The 13,598-nt window shown below is 52.2% G+C and carries 25 protein-coding genes; all 25 read left to right on the top strand.

What is annotated here, in order from left to right; all coding sequences use genetic code 11:
* Positions 1-17 precede the first annotated feature (17 nt).
* Positions 18-1,454 (top strand): proline--tRNA ligase, encoded by a 1,437-nt coding sequence (gene proS, locus QOS46_RS10335; protein ID WP_283609480.1) that lies wholly within the window; start codon positions 18-20, stop codon positions 1,452-1,454.
* A 123-nt stretch (positions 1,455-1,577) separates the two neighbouring features.
* A complete protein-coding gene (locus tag QOS46_RS10330; protein WP_283609478.1) occupies positions 1,578-1,868 on the top strand; it encodes a hypothetical protein in 291 nt (96 codons plus the stop codon).
* A gap of 1 nt (position 1,869) precedes the next feature.
* Complete coding sequence (locus QOS46_RS10325) at positions 1,870-2,718, top strand: hypothetical protein (protein ID WP_283609477.1); 849 nt, start codon at positions 1,870-1,872, stop codon at positions 2,716-2,718.
* A gap of 378 nt (positions 2,719-3,096) precedes the next feature.
* Positions 3,097-3,408, top strand: a complete 312-nt coding sequence (gene rpsJ, locus QOS46_RS10320) for a 30S ribosomal protein S10 (RefSeq protein WP_283609476.1) — start codon at positions 3,097-3,099, stop codon at positions 3,406-3,408.
* A 69-nt stretch (positions 3,409-3,477) separates the two neighbouring features.
* A complete protein-coding gene (gene rplC / locus QOS46_RS10315) occupies positions 3,478-4,110 on the top strand; it encodes a 50S ribosomal protein L3 (protein WP_283609474.1) in 633 nt (210 codons plus the stop codon).
* A 17-nt stretch (positions 4,111-4,127) separates the two neighbouring features.
* A complete protein-coding gene (gene rplD / locus QOS46_RS10310; RefSeq protein ID WP_283609472.1) occupies positions 4,128-4,751 on the top strand; it encodes a 50S ribosomal protein L4 in 624 nt (207 codons plus the stop codon).
* Positions 4,751-5,041: a 50S ribosomal protein L23 gene (gene rplW, locus QOS46_RS10305; protein ID WP_283609471.1), complete on the top strand. Its 291-nt coding sequence runs from the start codon at positions 4,751-4,753 to the stop codon at positions 5,039-5,041. Before rplD ends, rplW begins: the two co-directional genes overlap by 1 nt.
* A 114-nt stretch (positions 5,042-5,155) precedes the next feature.
* Positions 5,156-5,989, top strand: a complete 834-nt coding sequence (rplB, locus tag QOS46_RS10300; RefSeq protein ID WP_283609470.1) for a 50S ribosomal protein L2 — start codon at positions 5,156-5,158, stop codon at positions 5,987-5,989.
* Positions 5,990-6,013: 24 nt separating this feature from the next.
* The gene (gene rpsS / locus QOS46_RS10295; RefSeq protein ID WP_283609467.1) at positions 6,014-6,286 is read left to right on the top strand and encodes a 30S ribosomal protein S19; all 273 of its coding nucleotides are present in this window, start codon (positions 6,014-6,016) and stop codon (positions 6,284-6,286) included.
* Between the two features lie 21 nt (positions 6,287-6,307).
* On the top strand, positions 6,308-6,643 hold the full coding sequence (gene rplV, locus QOS46_RS10290; protein WP_283609465.1) for a 50S ribosomal protein L22: 336 nt from the start codon (positions 6,308-6,310) through the stop codon (positions 6,641-6,643).
* Positions 6,644-6,658: 15 nt separating this feature from the next.
* Entirely contained in the window at positions 6,659-7,324 is a 666-nt protein-coding gene (rpsC, locus tag QOS46_RS10285) for a 30S ribosomal protein S3 (RefSeq protein ID WP_283609463.1), read from the top strand.
* Positions 7,324-7,752: a 50S ribosomal protein L16 gene (rplP, locus tag QOS46_RS10280; protein WP_283609461.1), complete on the top strand. Its 429-nt coding sequence runs from the start codon at positions 7,324-7,326 to the stop codon at positions 7,750-7,752. The genes rpsC and rplP overlap by 1 nt, the downstream gene beginning before the upstream one ends.
* Positions 7,749-7,955 carry a 50S ribosomal protein L29 gene (rpmC, locus tag QOS46_RS10275; RefSeq protein WP_020073846.1) on the top strand — a complete coding sequence of 69 codons (207 nt, stop codon included), beginning with the start codon at positions 7,749-7,751 and terminating at the stop codon, positions 7,953-7,955. The genes rplP and rpmC overlap by 4 nt, the downstream gene beginning before the upstream one ends.
* Positions 7,956-7,975: 20 nt before the next feature.
* Complete coding sequence (gene rpsQ, locus QOS46_RS10270) at positions 7,976-8,233, top strand: 30S ribosomal protein S17 (protein WP_283609458.1); 258 nt, start codon at positions 7,976-7,978, stop codon at positions 8,231-8,233.
* 28 nt (positions 8,234-8,261) lie between these two features.
* Positions 8,262-8,630 carry a 50S ribosomal protein L14 gene (gene rplN, locus QOS46_RS10265; protein ID WP_020073844.1) on the top strand — a complete coding sequence of 123 codons (369 nt, stop codon included), beginning with the start codon at positions 8,262-8,264 and terminating at the stop codon, positions 8,628-8,630.
* A gap of 16 nt (positions 8,631-8,646) precedes the next feature.
* The gene (rplX, locus tag QOS46_RS10260) at positions 8,647-8,967 is read left to right on the top strand and encodes a 50S ribosomal protein L24 (RefSeq protein ID WP_283609455.1); all 321 of its coding nucleotides are present in this window, start codon (positions 8,647-8,649) and stop codon (positions 8,965-8,967) included.
* 17 nt (positions 8,968-8,984) lie between these two features.
* Entirely contained in the window at positions 8,985-9,524 is a 540-nt protein-coding gene (rplE, locus tag QOS46_RS10255; protein ID WP_283609453.1) for a 50S ribosomal protein L5, read from the top strand.
* A gap of 12 nt (positions 9,525-9,536) precedes the next feature.
* Positions 9,537-9,722 carry a type Z 30S ribosomal protein S14 gene (locus QOS46_RS10250; RefSeq protein ID WP_283609451.1) on the top strand — a complete coding sequence of 62 codons (186 nt, stop codon included), beginning with the start codon at positions 9,537-9,539 and terminating at the stop codon, positions 9,720-9,722.
* Positions 9,723-9,740: 18 nt separating this feature from the next.
* On the top strand, positions 9,741-10,139 hold the full coding sequence (gene rpsH / locus QOS46_RS10245; RefSeq protein ID WP_283609449.1) for a 30S ribosomal protein S8: 399 nt from the start codon (positions 9,741-9,743) through the stop codon (positions 10,137-10,139).
* A gap of 16 nt (positions 10,140-10,155) precedes the next feature.
* Positions 10,156-10,704: a 50S ribosomal protein L6 gene (gene rplF / locus QOS46_RS10240; protein ID WP_283609447.1), complete on the top strand. Its 549-nt coding sequence runs from the start codon at positions 10,156-10,158 to the stop codon at positions 10,702-10,704.
* Between the two features lie 20 nt (positions 10,705-10,724).
* Positions 10,725-11,084: a 50S ribosomal protein L18 gene (gene rplR, locus QOS46_RS10235; RefSeq protein WP_283609445.1), complete on the top strand. Its 360-nt coding sequence runs from the start codon at positions 10,725-10,727 to the stop codon at positions 11,082-11,084.
* A gap of 17 nt (positions 11,085-11,101) precedes the next feature.
* The gene (gene rpsE / locus QOS46_RS10230) at positions 11,102-11,599 is read left to right on the top strand and encodes a 30S ribosomal protein S5 (RefSeq protein WP_283609444.1); all 498 of its coding nucleotides are present in this window, start codon (positions 11,102-11,104) and stop codon (positions 11,597-11,599) included.
* Positions 11,600-11,615: 16 nt separating this feature from the next.
* Complete coding sequence (gene rpmD / locus QOS46_RS10225; RefSeq protein WP_283609443.1) at positions 11,616-11,795, top strand: 50S ribosomal protein L30; 180 nt, start codon at positions 11,616-11,618, stop codon at positions 11,793-11,795.
* Between the two features lie 18 nt (positions 11,796-11,813).
* Entirely contained in the window at positions 11,814-12,254 is a 441-nt protein-coding gene (rplO, locus tag QOS46_RS10220) for a 50S ribosomal protein L15 (RefSeq protein ID WP_283609441.1), read from the top strand.
* Position 12,255: 1 nt separating this feature from the next.
* Entirely contained in the window at positions 12,256-13,584 is a 1,329-nt protein-coding gene (gene secY, locus QOS46_RS10215; protein ID WP_283609439.1) for a preprotein translocase subunit SecY, read from the top strand.
* The last annotated feature ends 14 nt before the right edge of the window (positions 13,585-13,598 follow it).

Raw genomic sequence — 13,598 nt, 5'->3', positions numbered from 1 at the left:
AAGGAGCAAATAAAAGCATGGCCGGACAAAAAAAACTGGTAGAGGCCATTACTCCCATGGAGGAGGACTTTGCCAGATGGTACACAGATATTGTAAAAAAAGCGGAACTGATGGATTACTCCAGCGTGCGCGGCTGTATGGTGATTGAACCGTATGGCTATGCTATCTGGGAGAACATCCGCGATCTTTTGGACAAGCGCTTTAAGGAGCTGGGGCATCAGAACGTTGCAATGCCGCTGTTTATTCCGGAAAGCCTGCTTCAGAAGGAGAAGGATCATGTAGAGGGCTTTGCGCCCGAGGTCGCGTGGGTTACCCACGGCGGCAGCGAGGAGCTTCCTGAGCGCCTTTGCGTGCGCCCTACCTCTGAAACCCTGTTCTGTGATTATTACGCGCGCAAAATTCAATCTTGGCGCGACCTGCCAAAGCTTTACAACCAGTGGTGTTCTGTGGTGCGGTGGGAGAAAACCACGCGCCCGTTCCTTCGCTCGGTGGAATTCCACTGGCAGGAGGGGCACACCATGCACGAAACTCCGGAGGAGGCCAAGGCCGAAACCGAGCAGATGCTGCGGGTGTATGCGGAGCTTTGTGAGAACGAGCTTTCTATTCCTGTAATTAAGGGTAGAAAGACCGACAAGGAAAAGTTTGCCGGCGCGGAAATGACTTATACCATTGAGGCCATGATGCACGACGGCAAGGCTTTGCAGTCCGGTACCAGCCATTATTTTGGCGACGGATTTGCAAGAGCGTTTGACATCACGTTCCAGGGCAGGGATAATTCCGTTTGCCACCCTTACCAAACGTCCTGGGGTCTGAGCACCCGCATTATCGGCGGAATCATTATGACCCACGGAGATAACGACGGCTTGGTTCTGCCCCCCGCAGTCGCACCGATTCAGGTTGTGATTGTGCCGGTGGCTCAGCACAAGGAAGGCGTTCTGGAAAAGGCGAGAGAACTTGAGCAAAGGCTCAAAAAGGTCTGCCGCGTTCTGGTCGACGACAGTGATCAGTCGCCCGGCTGGAAGTTTGCTCAGTATGAAATGAAAGGGGTTCCGATCCGTTTGGAGATCGGCCCCAAGGATATCGAGAAGGATCAATGCGTGCTGGTTCGCAGAACCGACCGGGAAAAGAGTTTTGTTTCCCTGGCCGATCTGGAGCAGGCCGTGCTCGATCAGTTGGAAGCGGTTCGCAGGGGCATGTACAATACGGCGCTGAGTCGCCGCGAGAACATGACCTACACCGTCAAAACGTTGGATGAACTCCGCGAGGTGGCGGACTCCAAGCCTGGTTTTATTAAAGCCATGTGGTGCGGCAGTCCCGAGTGTGAGGAAAAACTGAAGGATTTGGCTGGAGTGACCTCCCGCTGTATGCCTTTTGAGCAGGAACAGATTACGGAGACCTGTGTCTGCTGTGGGCAGAAAGCCAAAGCGATGGTTTACTGGGGCAAGGCCTATTAAGCCATTTGCCACCGGGCGGATTAAGCCGATGGAAAACGACGCGAAAAGGGGAAAGAGGATGCCAGCCATCCCTTTCCCTTTTTTCATTTTCAGAAGAATAAGGAGCAAAGAAAGGAGAACCCTATGAAAAAGATTTGGAGAGCTTTGGCGGTTTTGGCTGTTTTATGGACGTCCGCTGCGGCGTTTGCAGGATGGCGACTGAATCGCTGGGCCGGCCGCGACGCTATGTCAGTGGGTGTGATTGGCGCGGCAGACGGCCCTACTTCTGTGTTGGTTTCCAACGGCAGATGGCAGAGCGCGGCAAATGCCTTTTTTTCTTTGGCAACCTTCTTTGCGGGAGCCTTTTCTTATCTGGGAAACGAGTGGCAAGTGATTCGAAAAAAATGGAAAACTTCTGGAAAAAGGGGGAGCTGAAATGAAACGTCTGATTGCGGCGGGGGCCATTGCGGCGCTGCTGTTTTCTCTTCTGACCGGCTGTGCGGAGCGCGGCGGGCAAAGCTCGGTGCCTTCTTCTTCCGAAGGGGTTTCCGCACCGGAGTCCTCTCAGTCGGAGCTCTCGGCTCCAGAATCCTCCGAGCCGGAAAGCTCAGAGGGGGTTTCGACCGCGGCGGTACGCCGCGAGCTGTTTCAATTTCAAAATAATGGGAAAAACTATACTGTAGCTTATCCGGTTTTTCTGGGAATGAAGCATTCAGAAGGATTGAATGCCGCCGTGAAGGCTGCGGCGATGAGTGATGTGGAGAAAAACGGATATACCGAGGAAAAAGATGCTTCCGGTAAGCAGACGGTGCAGGTGACGGTACGCACCGATTATGAGCTGACACGCCAGAGCGGCGATTTTGTCAGCGTGCTGTTTACTGTTTCGTTCGGGCGCTCAGATGCGGCTCACCCAAGCAAATACACCCGATCCATCAATTTTGATCTGAAGTCCGGCAAAGCGCTGGCTGTTTCGGAGCTGCTCAAGGATGACGAAGATCTGTATGAGGTGATTTGGGAAGCTGTGCGCGACAACGCCCCGGCGGAGATTGTGGGAGCACTCCCCTCTGAAACCATTGCGCAGAACAAGGCGGAAACCTCGGTGTATATGACGCCGGACGGAATTGGATTTTCGTTGCCGGTGCCCTATGTACTGGGCGATGTATACCAGATTGTTGTGCCATATTTTGAGATGAAGCCCTTTTTGAAGGTAGACGCGAACCCGGAGGAGAACGCGCTGTACCAGGCGAAGGAGACGGAAACGGCGAGCCTTGTGTCGCCTCAGTGACTTTTATGCATTTTAAATAAAAATGATATGAAAATTTCTGTCAGAAAAGAGAAAATAATTCTTGCGTTCCCCTGAGGAATATGGTATTATAATCAAGCGTGACTGCGACAGATATGCGATGAAGCGGGAGGTTGCGGCAGATTTGCCGGTTTTTCCGTGGAGTATGTCCGATTTTAAACCGGGCGACAGATATTTTGGGACAGAACAAGGCCACAACATGAGTGCGCCGTTTTGCCCAGACGTTTTTTGTGCCTTTCCCCGGATTAACTTCGTTTTGCGAAGTCAATCCGGTTTTTAGTGTTCTTGGGAGAAACACCCGGAGCAGTGTTAGGTTTTAAAAACGCCGCCCGCCAACTATTTATAAGGAGGCGATTTAACGTGGCAGTCAAAGAAAAAATCAGGATCAGAATTAAGGGGTACGATCATCAGCTGGTGGATCAGTCCGCAGAGAAGATCGTGGCAACGGCAAAGCGTACAGGCGCCAGAGTTTCCGGCCCGGTTCCGCTGCCGACAGAGAAGCAGATTGTCACCGTTCTGCGCGCTGTTCATAAGTATAAGGACAGCCGTGAGCAGTTCGAGATGAGAACCCACAAAAGACTGATCGACATCCTCAGACCCTCTAACAAAACAGTAGAGGCGATGATGAGCCTGGAACTTCCCGCGGGCGTCGAGATTGAGATCAAACTCTAATCGACCAACCGAGCGGCTGGGGTCATGTTGGTGAAAAACCAACCAATAACCTGCATAGGAGGTAAAAACATGCAAAAAGCAATCATTGGAAAGAAGATCGGCATGACGCAGATCTTCGATGAAAAGGGGAACGTCATCCCTGTCACTGTTGTAGAAGCCGGTCCCTGCGTTGTTGCGCAGAAAAAGACAGCTGAGAACGACGGTTACGAGGCAATTCAGGTTGGTTTTGGCGACAGAAAGCTGAACCGTTTGAATAAGCCCCTGAAGGGTCACTTCGCGAAAGCGGATGTAGCTCCCAAGAGAACTCTGAAAGAGTTCAGACTCTCCGACACGAACGCCTATAACGTGGGCGACCTGATCAAGGCCGATGTCTTTGAAAAAGGGGACAAGGTCGACGTCAGCGGCACCAGCAAGGGTAAAGGATACGCCGGTGCGATTAAGCGCTGGAATTTCCAGAGACTCAAAGAAACTCACGGTACCGGCCCTGTTGCCAGACACCGCGGTTCTCTGGGCGCCTGCTCCAGCCCCTCCAGAGTGTTCAAGGGATTAAAGGCCGCCGGACACTTGGGCGCTGAAAAAGTTACAGTGCAGAATTTAACCGTTGTCAAGGTAGACATTGAAAACAACCTGATCGCTATTAAAGGGGCTATTCCTGGTCCCAACGGCGGCGTTGTTGTCATCCATGACAGCGTAAAGGCGTAAGGGAAGGAGGAATTAGAATGCCGAAAGTAGCAGTACTTGATATGGCTGGTAAGGAAGTCGGACAAATCGAGCTTGCCGAAGCCGTATTTGGAATTGAACCCAATGTCGCAGTAATGCATCAGCTGGTGAAAAACTATCTGGCAAATCAGCGGCAGGGCACACAGTCCGCGCTGACCCGCTCGGAGGTTGCCGGCGGCGGCAGAAAACCCTGGCGTCAGAAGGGCACCGGCCACGCAAGACAGGGCTCCATCCGCGCTCCCCAGTGGAGACACGGCGGCGTCGTGTTTGCCCCGAAGCCCCGCGACTACAGATATACCGTGAACAAGAAGGTTCGCCGTCTTGCCATGAAATCTGCTTTCTCCAGCAAGGTGCTGGACAGCGAGATCGTTGTTCTGGACCAGATTGCAATGGATGAATACAAAACAAAGGTGATTGTTTCCATGCTTCAGGCGCTCGGCGCTGATAAGAAGGCTCTGATTGTTCTCCCTGATGAGAATAAGAAGGTCATCGCTTCCGCCGCGAACCTGCAGGGCGTGAAAACCGCCACCGTCAATACTCTGAATGTCTATGACATCCTCAATGCCGATAAGTTCATCGTGCTGAAGGATGCCGTGGCTAAGATCGAGGAGGTGTATGCGTAATGACTGCACATGAGATTGTCATCCGCCCGATCATTACAGAAAAAAGCATGAGCGCCATCGGCGCTAAAAAGTACACCTTCGAGGTTGCCCGCAATGCAACAAAGATTGATATTGCGCGCGCTATCGAGGAGCTTTTTAAAGTCAAGGTCGCAAAGGTAAATACCCTGCATGTTCGCGGACATCTGCGCCGCCAGGGCAGAACCCAGGGCTATACCGCCGCATGGAAAAAAGCGGTTGTTTCCCTTACTGCGGAAAGCAAGCCGATCGAATTCTTCGAGGGTATGATGTAATATCGTCTGACGATATTACAACTTGGATACAAAATCCTGCCAATCCTGAGGCAGGGGCAAGGTATGGGGATTTGGCTGATCCCCGCAAAGCCATAACAAGGAGAGTGAAACCGAATGCCTATTATCAATTTTAAACCGACGACCGCGGGTCGCCGCAATATGTCGGTAACAGATTATTCTCAGCTTTCGAAGGAAGGCCCTGAAAAGAGCCTGCTCGAACCGCTGAATAAAAGATCCGGCCGCAACAGCTATGGCAGAATCACGGTTCGCCATCGCGGAGGCGGAAACCGCAAAAAGTACCGCGTGATCGATTTTAAGCGCCAGAGAGCAGACGCTCCGGCGAAGGTTCTTACTCTGGAGTATGATCCGAACCGCTCCGCTTTCATCGCGCTCGTTCAATATGAGGATGGCCAGAAGAGCTACATCATCGCTCCTCACGGCCTCAAGGTCGGTGACACGGTTGTTTCCGGTGCCGGCGCCGATATTAAGCCCGGCAACGCACTTCCGCTTGGCAGCATCCCCACCGGTACCTTCATCCACAACGTTGAGCTGTATCCCGGCAAGGGCGGCCAGCTGGCTCGTGCGGCCGGCAACCAGGCTCAGCTGATGGCGAAGGAAAACGGCATGGCGCTGCTGCGTTTGCCCTCCGGCGAACTGCGCAACGTTTCTCAGCTGTGCATGGCCACCATCGGCCAGGTCAGCAATCTCGACCACGAGAATGTAAAGATCGGTAAAGCCGGTCGTAAACGCCACATGGGCTGGCGTCCTACCGTTCGCGGATCTGTTATGAACCCGAACGATCACCCCCATGGCGGTGGTGAAGGTAAATCTCCCGTTGGTCGTCCCGGCCCTGTAACCCCCTGGGGTAAACCCGCACTGGGCTACAAGACCCGTTCTAAGAAGAACCGCTCCGATAAGTTTATCGTGAAGCGCAGAAACAGCAAGTAAGGCGGACAGAAAGGAGCTTAACTGATGAGCAGAAGTGTGAAAAAGGGTCCTTATGTTCAGCCCGTGCTGCTTAAGAGGATCCAAGAGATGAACGCCGCCGGCGAAAAGAAAATCGTGAAGAGCTGGAGCAGAGCTTCGATTATTTTCCCGGATTTCGTCGGTCATACAATTGCCGTCCATGACGGCCGCAAGCATGTTCCGGTTTATGTTACCGAAGATATGGTTGGGCACAAGCTCGGTGAGTTTGCCCCCACCAGAACCTTTAAAGGTCACGCCGGATCTAAAACCACCAGATAAAGGCCGAAAGGAGTGTATACAATGGAAGCAAGGGCTTATTTGAAATACGCCCGTATTTCTCCCCGCAAGGTGTCAGTTGTGCTGGATTTGATCCGGGGCAAGGAGACTGACCTTGCTATGGCTATCCTGAAGCATACCCCAAAGGCCGCATGCGAAGACCTTCAGAAACTGCTGAAGTCGGCCATTGCAAATGCTGAGAATAACCATAACATGGACGTTACCAGACTGTACGTTGCACAGTGCTTCGTCAGCCCTGGCCCGATCCTCAAGCGCATTCGCCCCAGAGCGCAGGGTCGCGCGTTCAGAATTTTGAAAAGAACTTCGCACGTTACCCTCGTGCTCAAGGAAAAAGAATAGCGGAGGAGGTAAACTATGGGCCAGAAAATCAATCCCCACGGCTTTCGTGTGGGCGTAATTAAAGATTGGGATTCCCGCTGGTTCGCGAAGGACAATGTCTTTGGCGACACCCTGGTCGAGGATTACAAGCTGCGTAAAACACTGAAGAAGCAGCTCGCTTCCGCGGGTGTTCCGAAAATTGAGATTGAGCGTGACGCATCCAAGGTTCGCGTTCATATCCACTGCGCAAAGCCCGGCATGGTCATTGGCAAGGGCGGCGCAGAGATCGAAAAGCTTCGTCAGCAGTGCGAAACAATGCTGGGTAAACCGGTATCCATCAATATCGTTGAGGTGAAATCCCCCGATTTGAACGCACAGCTGGTTGCAGAGAATATTGCTCAGCAGCTCGAAAAGAGAATTTCGTTCCGCCGTGCAATGAAGCAGTGCATGGGCCGCGCCATGAAGCTCGGCGCGAAGGGCATTAAAACTCAGGTTTCCGGCCGTTTGGGCGGTGCTGAAATTGCCCGTACCGAGCATTACCATGAGGGTACCATTCCGCTGCAGACTATTCGCGCAGACATTGACTATGGTTTTGCCGAGGCCGCTACCACCTATGGCCGTATTGGCGTAAAGGTGTGGATTTACAGAGGCGAGGTTCTGCACGATAACCGCAAGCCCAAGAGGGAAGGAGGCAATAAATAATGTTGCTGCCTAAACGCGTAAAATACCGCAGAGTACACCGCGGTCGTATGACCGGTAAGGCATATCGCGGCAGTACGGTTGTATACGGCGATTTCGGCCTTCAGGCTCTTGAGCCGGCCTGGATCACTTCGAACCAGATTGAGGCTGCCCGTATCGCCATGACCCGTTACACAAAGAGATTCGGTAAAGTCTGGATTAAGATTTTCCCCGATAAGCCTGTTACCAAGAAGCCGGCAGAAACCCGCATGGGTTCCGGTAAGGGCGCACCTGAGTACTGGGTGGCTGTTGTTAAGCCCGGCAGAGTGATGTTTGAAATTGGCGGCATTAACGAAGAAACCGCCAGAGAGGCGATGCGCCTTGCTGCGAACAAACTGCCGATTAAATGCAAGTTTGTCAAGAAGGAAGAAACGGGTGGTGAGCAATCATGAAGGCCGCAGAGATTAGAGAGTTGACAACCGAAGAGCTGCAGAGCAAGCTGAAGGATCTGAAGGAAGAGCTTTTCAACCTGCGTTTTCAGCTTGCCATTAATCAGCTTGACAACCCGATGCGAATTTCCGCTGTCAAAAAAGACATTGCCCGCATCAAGACCGTGTTGCGTGGAAATGAGCTTAAGGACAGCGCGAAAGCGTAATGGGAAGGGAGGATTAAGCTGTGAGTGACAGAAATATGAGAAAAACCAACGTCGGCAAGGTCGTCAGCAATAAGATGGACAAAACCGCCGTTGTCGCTATCCAAGACAGCGTGAAGCATCCGCTTTACAACAAGATTATCAAGCGTACCGTTAAACTGAAAGTTCATGACGAAAAGAATGAATGCAATATCGGTGATCGAGTGCGTGTGATGGAGACCCGTCCCCTTTCCAAAGAAAAAAGATGGCGTCTTGTCGAGATTATTGAGAAAGCCAAATAAGTAGCTTTCAGCGAAGGAGGAACGCACTGTGATACAACAGCAGACTTACCTCAAGGTTGCCGACAACACCGGCGCGAAAGAGCTTATGTGCATTCGCGTGCTGGGCGGCACCGGCAGAAGGTATGCCAATATTGGCGACGTTGTGGTAGCTTCGGTCAAAAAAGCAGCACCCGGCGGCGTTGTTAAAAAAGGCGACGTTGTTAAGGCGGTTATTGTTCGTACCGCTTTTGGCGTTCGCCGCCACGACGGAACGTATATCCGCTTCGACGAAAACGCGGCGGTTCTGATTAAAGATGATAAAAACCCCAGGGGCACTCGTATCTTCGGGCCTGTTGCCAGAGAGCTGCGCGATAAGGACTACCTGAAGATCTTAAGCCTGGCCCCGGAAGTACTGTGAATGGAGGTGCTCACTAATGAATAACAAAGTTCATGTAAAAACTGGTGACACCGTCATCATTTTGAGCGGCAAAGAGCGCGGCAAAAAGGGGAAGGTTCTGGCGGTTAGCCCTAAAGAGGGTAAAGTGATCGTTGAGGGCCGCAACATGGTAACAAAGCATGTGAAACCCCGCAAAATGGGTGCCCCGGGCGGACTCGTAAAGGCCGAGGGCGCTTTGTACGCCTGCAAGGTTCAGATCGTTTGCCCTCGCTGCGGAAAGCCCACTCGTGTTGCGCATAAGCTCTATGAGGACGGCACCAAAGACCGCGTTTGCGTAAAATGCGGCGAGTCGCTGTAAGGGAGGAAAGATACGACATGGCCAGACTGAAGGAGTTTTACAAGCAGGAGGTCTCGCCCGCGCTGATGAAGAAATTCACCTACGGGAGCGTGATGGAGATCCCCAAGCTCGAAAAAATCGTCATTAATGTAGGCGCCGGAGAAGCTCGCGACAACGCGAAGGTAATCGACACTATCATGACTGACATTGCAGCGATTACCGGCCAGAAGCCCCAGGTTTGCAAGGCGAAGAAATCCGTTGCGAACTTTAAGCTGCGTGAAGGCATGAACATCGGTGTGAAGGTTACGCTTAGAGGCAATCACATGTATGAGTTCGTTGATCGTTTCTTCAACGTCGCATTGCCCCGCGTCAGAGACTTTAGAGGGATTAATCCGAATTCCTTTGACGGGCGCGGCAACTACAACATGGGCATCAAGGAGCAGCTGATTTTCCCCGAGATCGAGTACGATAAGATCGACAAGGTGCGCGGAATGGATATTTGCTTCGTAACTACTGCAAAAACTGACGAAGAGGCCCGCGAGCTGCTGACGCTGATGGGCGCTCCGTTTGCGAGATAAGGAGGGATTATTGTGGCCAAAACATCAATGAAAATCAAACAAATGAGGACGGCAAAATTTTCCTCCAGAGAGCATAACCGCTGCAAAATTTGCGGCCGGCCGCATGCTTATCTCCGCAAGTTCGGGATTTGCCGCATATGCTTCCGCGAGCTTGCCCATAAGGGTGAGATCCCGGGCGTGAAAAAAGCCAGCTGGTAAAGCAAAGGAGGGAACGGTATGCAGATTACAGATACAATTGCTGATTTGCTCACCCGTATTCGCAACGCGAATGCTGCCAAGCACGATTCCGTTCAGATCCCTAAAAGCAACATGAAGGAGTCTATTATAAAGATTCTGGTTGAAGAGGGATATGTAAAGAACTACACGGTGATCGAGGACGGCAAACAGGGGATTCTGAAAGTGAATCTGAAGTACGGCGAGGGCAAAACCCCCGTCATCAAAGGCCTGCGTAGGGTGTCTAAGCCCGGCCTGCGCATTTATTCCAACGCAGAAGATCTGCCCAAGGTTCTCAAGGGCCTCGGCATCGCGGTCATTTCTACCTCCAAGGGCGTTATGACGGATCGTCAGGCGCGCAAAGAGAATATTGGCGGCGAAGTTCTGGCGTTTATTTGGTAAACAAGGGGGTGCTATTATGTCGCGAATTGGAAGAAAACCCATAAATATTCCCGCTGGTGTCGAAGTGAAAATCGACGGCAACGTTGTTACTGTTAAGGGAGCGAAGGGAACTCTGACTCAGCAGTTCCACCCGAACATGACGATCTCTCAGGAGGGCAGCGAGGTTATCGTAACCCGCCCGAACGACGAGAAGGAAAACCGTGCGCTGCACGGACTGACCCGCACGCTGGTGCACAACATGGTGGTCGGCGTGACAGAGGGCTTTAAAAAGGAGCTCGATGTTCTGGGTGTTGGTTACCGTGTACAGAAGCAGGGCAAGGACCTGGTCATGAACCTGGGGTATTCCCATCAGGTGATCGTGTCTGAAACAGACGAAATCCAGATCGAAGCTCCCACGCCCAACAAGATTATCATTCATGGTATTGATAAGCAGAAGGTTGGCCAGTTTGCCGCGGAAGTCCGCGAGAAACGTCCGCCGGAGCCGTATAAGGGCAAGGGAATTCGTTATGCTGGTGAATTTGTCCGCCGTAAGGAAGGCAAGGCCGGTAAGGGCTCTAAGAAGTAACTGAAGGAGAGTGAATCAATATGGTGAACAAGGCTGATACAAATAAAGCCAGGCTGAACCGCCACCGTCGTGTGCGCGGCAAGGTTTCGGGCACTGCAGAGCGCCCGCGCCTGAATGTATTCCGCTCCGCCAAGAACATCTATGCCCAGATTATCGACGATGTTGCGGGAGTTACTCTCGCGGCAGCTTCCACGCTGGACAAAGAGTTTACTGGCAATGGCGGAAACAAGGAAGCCGCAAAGCAGGTTGGCGAAATGATCGCCAAGCGTGCGGCAGAGAAGGGGATCACCGAGGTCGTATTTGATCGCGGCGGTTATATTTTCCACGGCCGCGTCAAAGAGCTGGCCGAAGGCGCCCGCGAGGGCGGCCTCAAGTTCTGAGAGAAGGAGGAATACTTTTGGCTAGAATTGACGCATCTACTATGGACCTGAAAGAACGCGTGGTTGCCATCAACCGTGTATCCAAAACCGTAAAGGGCGGCCGTATCTTCAAGTTCGCCGCGCTGGTAGTTGTCGGTGACGGCAACGGAACAGTCGGTTTCGGTATTGGTAAAGCAGGCGAAGTTCCGGATTCCATCCGCAAGGGGATTGAGGATGCCAAGAAGAACCTGATTAAGGTTTCTCTGCGCGGCAGCACAATCCCTCACGAGGTGATCGGTGTATACGGCGCAGGCCGTGTTCTGATGAAGCCTGCCGCTCCTGGTACCGGTGTTATCGCCGGCGGTGCGGTTCGTGCGGTGGTAGAATCCGCAGGTATCAAAGATATCCGTACCAAGGCGCTGCGCTCCAACAACCCGTGCAATGTGGTTCGTGCGACCATCGAAGGTCTCGCTGAGCTGCGTACTGCCGACGAGGTTGCTGCTGTTCGCGGTAAATCAGCAAAAGAGATTCTGTAACAAGGGGGGCAGCAATATGGCACAGATTCATATCAAGTTGGTAAAAAGCCTGATCGGCAGCCACAAGGACCAGATTGCGACCGCTCAGTCCCTTGGTTTGCATAAGATCGGCGACTGCACCGAGCAGCCCGATAATCCTCAGACCAAAGGCAAGGTGGCAAAAATTATCCACCTCATCGAGGTAAGCAAAGCGTAAGCAAGGAGGTGCGAGTAAATGAAGTTGCATGACTTATCTGCAGTACCCGGGTCCACCCAAAAGGCCCGTAGAATCGGCAGAGGACATGGCTCCGGCTGGGGCAAAACCTCCGGCAAGGGTCATAAAGGCCAGAAGGCCAGATCCGGCCGTGGATTCCGTGCAGGTTTTGAAGGCGGTCAGATGCCTCTGCAGAGACGAATCCCCAAAAGAGGCTTTGTCAATATTTTTGCGAAGGACATCGTTGCGATCAACGTTGGTACGCTGGAATCCTTTGAAAACGGCGCGGTGGTTGATATTCAGGCGTTGTTGGATGCCGGTATCGTGAAGAATTCCTTTGACGGAGTGAAAATTCTTTCAAACGGCAAGCTGTCTAAGAGCTTGACAGTAAAGGCAACGGCCTTCTCTGAAGCGGCAAAGCAGAAGATTGAGGCTGCCGGTGGGAAGGCAGAGGTGATCTGAGTTGTTTTCTACAATGAAGAATGCCTGGGCAATTCCCGATCTGCGTAAAAAGATTCTGTTTACACTGTTCATAATCGTTGTGTTCCGGTTTGGCGCCGTAATTACGGTGCCGTTCCTGAACGTAGAAGCCCTTCAGGGTTTAATGGGCCAGGTTGGCGAGTCGGGCAATGCGCTGGGGTATTTAGACATGCTCTCCGGCGGTGCGTTCGCGAACGCCACCCTGTTTGCCATGAGCGTTACACCCTATATCAACAGCTCCATTATTTTGCAGCTGCTGACTGTGGCCCTGCCTCCTCTGGAGCGCTTGGCCAAAGAGGGCGAAGAGGGCCGCAAGAAGATTGCCGCCATTACCCGTTATATTACCGTTGTGCTGGGCCTGATTCAGGGTACCGCTTACTACTTCTATCTGCACAACAGCTCGTATGAAGGCACTCCCATCACTATGTTTAACAAGGGATGGGAACAGGCTTTCTCCGCTGTGGTTATCATCTTCACCTTCACTGCCGGTACGGCTTTGATGATGTGGATGGGTGAGCAGGTGAATAAGTACGGTATCGGCAACGGTATTTCGATCCTGCTGTTCTCCGGTATTGTGGCGCGTATGCCGCATATCTTGAACACGCTGGGCAAATACCTGTCGATTGCAAATCAGGATCCTTCTACCTATGGCAAGTATTATGTGTTTGTTCCGATTTTCGTCGTTTTGTTCCTGGCGATCATTTGGTTCATCGTTTTGATGAACAACTCCGAGCGCCGGATTCCGATTCAGTATGCCAAGCGCATGGTGGGCCGCAAAATGTACGGTGGTCAGTCCAGCCATATTCCGATCAAGATTGCGATGTCCGGCGTTATGCCGATCATCTTCGCAAGCTCGATTCTGGCCATTCCCAGCACCATTCAGCTGTTTACCAACCCGAAGAGCGGCTTCTGGAAAGGTTTTCTGGATGCTTTCTCCACTACCGGCTGGATGTACTCGGTAATGTATTTCCTTCTGATTGTTATGTTTGCGTATTTCTATGTTACCATTCAGTATAATCCGATTGAAATGGCCAATAATCTTCGTCAAAGCAACGGCACGATTCCGGGTGTTCGCCCGGGTAAGCCGACCTCCGATTTTATTTCTAGGATTCTCTCCAAGCTTACCCTGATTGGCGCTCTGTTCCTGGCCGTGGTTGCCCTGCTGCCCATCATTTTTGGTGCGGCTACGGGAATGCACAATATGTCGCTGGGCGGTACCTCTCTTATCATTTTGGTGGGCGTCGCTCTGGATACAGTCAAACAGATGGAATCTCAGATGATGATGCGCCACTACAAGGGCTTTCTTGATTGACAGGTAAGCTTTTG

Source organism: Faecalispora anaeroviscerum, from assembly GCF_947568225.1.
GTDB lineage: Bacteria > Bacillota > Clostridia > Oscillospirales > Acutalibacteraceae > Faecalispora > Faecalispora anaeroviscerum.
Note: the sequence above shows the minus strand (reverse complement) of the source record. Positions and strands in the feature narration are given on the sequence as shown.

Coding starts and splice junctions, on each gene's coding strand:
- proS (WP_283609480.1), top strand. CDS start 18: ATGGCCGGACAAAAAAAACTGGTAGAGGCCATTACTCCCATGGAGGAG.
- QOS46_RS10330 (WP_283609478.1), top strand. CDS start 1,578: ATGAAAAAGATTTGGAGAGCTTTGGCGGTTTTGGCTGTTTTATGGACG.
- QOS46_RS10325 (WP_283609477.1), top strand. CDS start 1,870: ATGAAACGTCTGATTGCGGCGGGGGCCATTGCGGCGCTGCTGTTTTCT.
- rplC (WP_283609474.1), top strand. CDS start 3,478: ATGCAAAAAGCAATCATTGGAAAGAAGATCGGCATGACGCAGATCTTC.
- rplD (WP_283609472.1), top strand. CDS start 4,128: ATGCCGAAAGTAGCAGTACTTGATATGGCTGGTAAGGAAGTCGGACAA.
- rplW (WP_283609471.1), top strand. CDS start 4,751: ATGACTGCACATGAGATTGTCATCCGCCCGATCATTACAGAAAAAAGC.
- rplB (WP_283609470.1), top strand. CDS start 5,156: ATGCCTATTATCAATTTTAAACCGACGACCGCGGGTCGCCGCAATATG.
- rpsS (WP_283609467.1), top strand. CDS start 6,014: ATGAGCAGAAGTGTGAAAAAGGGTCCTTATGTTCAGCCCGTGCTGCTT.
- rplV (WP_283609465.1), top strand. CDS start 6,308: ATGGAAGCAAGGGCTTATTTGAAATACGCCCGTATTTCTCCCCGCAAG.
- rpsC (WP_283609463.1), top strand. CDS start 6,659: ATGGGCCAGAAAATCAATCCCCACGGCTTTCGTGTGGGCGTAATTAAA.
- rplP (WP_283609461.1), top strand. CDS start 7,324: ATGTTGCTGCCTAAACGCGTAAAATACCGCAGAGTACACCGCGGTCGT.
- rpmC (WP_020073846.1), top strand. CDS start 7,749: ATGAAGGCCGCAGAGATTAGAGAGTTGACAACCGAAGAGCTGCAGAGC.
- rplX (WP_283609455.1), top strand. CDS start 8,647: ATGAATAACAAAGTTCATGTAAAAACTGGTGACACCGTCATCATTTTG.
- rplE (WP_283609453.1), top strand. CDS start 8,985: ATGGCCAGACTGAAGGAGTTTTACAAGCAGGAGGTCTCGCCCGCGCTG.
- rpsH (WP_283609449.1), top strand. CDS start 9,741: ATGCAGATTACAGATACAATTGCTGATTTGCTCACCCGTATTCGCAAC.
- rplF (WP_283609447.1), top strand. CDS start 10,156: ATGTCGCGAATTGGAAGAAAACCCATAAATATTCCCGCTGGTGTCGAA.
- rplR (WP_283609445.1), top strand. CDS start 10,725: ATGGTGAACAAGGCTGATACAAATAAAGCCAGGCTGAACCGCCACCGT.
- rpmD (WP_283609443.1), top strand. CDS start 11,616: ATGGCACAGATTCATATCAAGTTGGTAAAAAGCCTGATCGGCAGCCAC.
- rplO (WP_283609441.1), top strand. CDS start 11,814: ATGAAGTTGCATGACTTATCTGCAGTACCCGGGTCCACCCAAAAGGCC.